Annotated in this window: 3 protein-coding genes; all 3 read right to left on the bottom strand. The window is 64.3% G+C overall.

Features of this window, described 5'->3' with window-relative positions; genetic code table 11:
• Positions 1–58: 58 nt before the first annotated feature.
• Positions 59–901, bottom strand: coding sequence for a metal ABC transporter permease (locus M3P27_03925; GenBank protein MDP9267457.1), 843 nt, complete (start codon positions 899–901; stop codon positions 59–61).
• Positions 902–946: 45 nt separating this feature from the next.
• A complete protein-coding gene (locus tag M3P27_03920; GenBank protein MDP9267456.1) occupies positions 947–1,891 on the bottom strand; it encodes a metal ABC transporter substrate-binding protein in 945 nt (314 codons plus the stop codon).
• A gap of 59 nt (positions 1,892–1,950) precedes the next feature.
• The coding region (locus M3P27_03915; GenBank protein ID MDP9267455.1) for a hypothetical protein at positions 1,951–3,078 on the bottom strand (1,128 nt) is incomplete at its 5' end.

Raw genomic sequence — 3,078 nt, 5'->3', positions numbered from 1 at the left:
CCGCGGCGGGCGCGAAGGATCTACGTACACAACGCGCACCTGAACTTCTTTGCGCTGGCTACGAATTCACCGCCGCGTTCGGCCACACCCGCACGATCACCAGGTGCGCGATGAACATGAGGAAAAGCACCGCGCCGAAGGTGCATACGATGGTCGCGCCGGTGGGCAGGTCCGCCCAGACGGAAAGCCAGCAGCCCAAGGCCGAGACCAGCGTGCCCATGGTCCATCCGATGGCCAGGCGCGTCCCGATGCGGTCGGCGAATATCATCGCGCCCACCGACGGAACCACCAGGTAGCAGAACACCAGCAGCACGCCCGCGATCGCCACTGACGAAGTCACCACGAAACCGAACGAGGCGTAGAACAGGAAGTCCCACAGCTTGATGTTCAGGCCCTGGCGCTCAGCTTCGTCTGGATCGGTGGAGATGAGCAGGAACTTCTTGCGGAAGATGAAATGGAAAGCCCCGATCACGCCGTAGAGCGCTGCGGTACGCGCGACTTCCGGCCCGGAGACGGCGAGGATGTTGCCGACGAGCATGTCTTTCAGGTGCTCGGTCTCGCCCGTCGCCTTGCTCATCGCCAGGATGGCCGCCGCCGACGCAATCGCGTAGGTGATGCCGATGAACGCTTCCAGCGGGATGCGTCGCCGCTTCGAGCGCACCAGCGCGAAGATGAGCGCGCCCAGGAAGGTGAAGGCCAGGCTGATCCAGTACGCGCCCGAGCCGTGCGGATCGATGCCCACCAGGATGGCGATGGTGGCGCCCAGCGCCGCGATCTGCGCCAGCGCCAGGTCAACGAAGATCACGCCGCGCTCCACCACGTGCACGCCCAGGTAGGCGTGGATCCCGGTGAGGATCAGGCTCGCCAGGAAAGGCAGCAGCAGGAATTGCATCACTTCCATTCGTTCTCCTTGGTCTCGTTGTCTAATGTCTGCGCGCTGCCGCCCCTACTGCGTCTGCTGGAATGCCTTGGTGAGCAGCTGGATATCGTAATCGAAGAGCTTGAAATAGTCCGTGACCTGCGGTTCTCCGCCGACGGATGGCAGTATCACCGCCACCTGCCCACCGGTCTCGCGCGCGATCGCGTTCGGCGTCTTCAGGTCGAAGTACGGCTCCACCAGGATCACCTTCACGCCCTCGCGCTTCATCTGCTGCATCAGCTCGATGGTGTGCCCCGGGCTCGGCGGGATCCCCGGCCGTGGCTCCACATAGCCCACCACATTCAGCCCGAAGTGCTTGGCGAAGTTGGGTAACGACTTGTGATACGACACCACTTTGCGGCCGCGATACGGCGCCATCTGCGCTTCCCAACGCTTTTCCGCGTCGGTCAGCCGCTTGTCGAGATCCTGGAAGCGCTGCTGGAAGTACGCGGCATTGCCCGGATCCATCTCGCCGAGCTTGCCGGCGATGCCCTTGGCGACGCGGCGTCCGTTATCGGGATCGAGCCAGTAATGCGGATTGCCCAGCGGATGCACGTCGCCCATGGCGCGTGACACCTGCCCGGTCGGCTTCTCCAGGATCTCGGCAAACTGCGAGGCGTCGAGATATCCCGCGGCGCCCGGCTGGATGCGCCCATTGCCGCTTTGGTTGATCAGTGGCGGCAGCCACCCGATTTCGAGATCGAGGCCCACGGCGATGAGCAGGTCGGTCTGCCGCAATTTCAGCAGGAAGCTCGGCTTGGCTTCCACGAAGTGCGGATCCTGGTAGCCCTTGGCGATGGACTCGACCTTGATCCTGTCGCCGCCCACCTCCTGCGCCAGCGCCGCCATGTCGGTGGTCGATGTCACCACGTAGAGCTGCTTCGCCTCGGCGTTCGCGGAAAACAATACCGCCGCACCCAACCCCAGCGCGGCCGCCGCGCGATAGAACCATTTCCGATTCGATGACTTCATTTTCTGCCTTCTTCCTATTCCATCTCTCGAAACTTTAGAACGCACACGGAACGTACGCGCTAGAACGGATGCGCTCCGTGCGCGCCGATGGCGAACATCACCTGCATGCGCAACTCGTTGGCGTTGATATCGCCGGCATAGTTCACGTGCCGATACTCGCCGCGCAATTGCGCGAACTCGCTCGGCCAGTACGTCACGGTGAACGCGCCACCCTTGTCGGTGAGCGAAGCGTCGCGCGCGCGGTCAGCCAGGTCGAAGCGTCCGCCCACGAACCAGCGGCGCCCGAGCTGGTAGTCGCCGGAGGCGTACATGCCGAAGGCGCGTTGCTCCACCGGGAACTGCTGGCGCTGGCTCCACACGAATTCGCTGCGCGCGATGAACGAGTGATAGATGGAACGGCGCAACGGCTTCCAGCGCAGCGTCGCGTCCACGCCGTAGAGGCTGGTGCTGGTGTCGGCCCCGGCGTCGTTGTGGCCACGCGCGTACGAGAGCCCGATGTCGAGGTTGGTGGATTCGGTGATGTCGTGATAGCCGCGCAGGTGCGCCACCGTGCTCAGGTCGCTCTTCTGGTGCTGCTCGAAGACGTCCGCGGAATCGCCGCGATAGACCTGCCCCGTAGCCTCCAGGTAGATGCCCTTCGGTCCGGCGAACCCGCGCGTGATGGAAAAGCCCGCGTCATTGATGCCGTCCTCGCCGCCGACCAGGTTGTCGGTCACCAGCGGGCGGTCGATCCACGGCAACACGTGCGAGTGCATGGTGTTCACCTTGCCGAACGCCGAACGCATCTTGCCGACCTTGGCTACGAACCCGGCGGGCAACGCGGTAAAGGTGATGTATCCCTCTTCCAGCGCCACGCCTTCTTCGCCGAAGGAGATGAAGAAGTCGGCGCGCGCATACGGATCGACCACCGCCTGCACGCCGAGTTCGGATTCGCGCATCTCCATCGACGGGATGCCGGCCACGGGGTTGCGTCCTGCCGAGCCGATGAAGTTGCCGATCAGGCTGATGTCGGGATTCAGCGCCTTCGCCATCCCCGTCGCTCCGCCAATGCTCGTGCCTTGCTCAGGCGAAGGAGCCGGAGGCTCAGACACCTGCGCCTGCGCCGCCGCTTGTGAACTGCTCTGTGAAGGAGCGCCGCTCTCCGGCGCAGTGCCGGTCGCGGCCACCTGGGTCCCAGGAGCTTGGGC

The sequence above is a fragment of the Acidobacteriota bacterium genome, assembly GCA_030774055.1.
Taxonomy (GTDB): domain Bacteria; phylum Acidobacteriota; class Terriglobia; order Terriglobales; family Acidobacteriaceae; genus JACPNR01.
The sequence above is the reverse complement of the archived record's forward strand: the minus strand, read 5'-3'. Positions and strand labels throughout refer to the sequence as shown.

Coding starts and splice junctions, on each gene's coding strand:
- M3P27_03920 (MDP9267456.1), bottom strand. CDS start 1,891: ATGAAGTCATCGAATCGGAAATGGTTCTATCGCGCGGCGGCCGCGCTG.
- M3P27_03925 (MDP9267457.1), bottom strand. CDS start 901: ATGGAAGTGATGCAATTCCTGCTGCTGCCTTTCCTGGCGAGCCTGATC.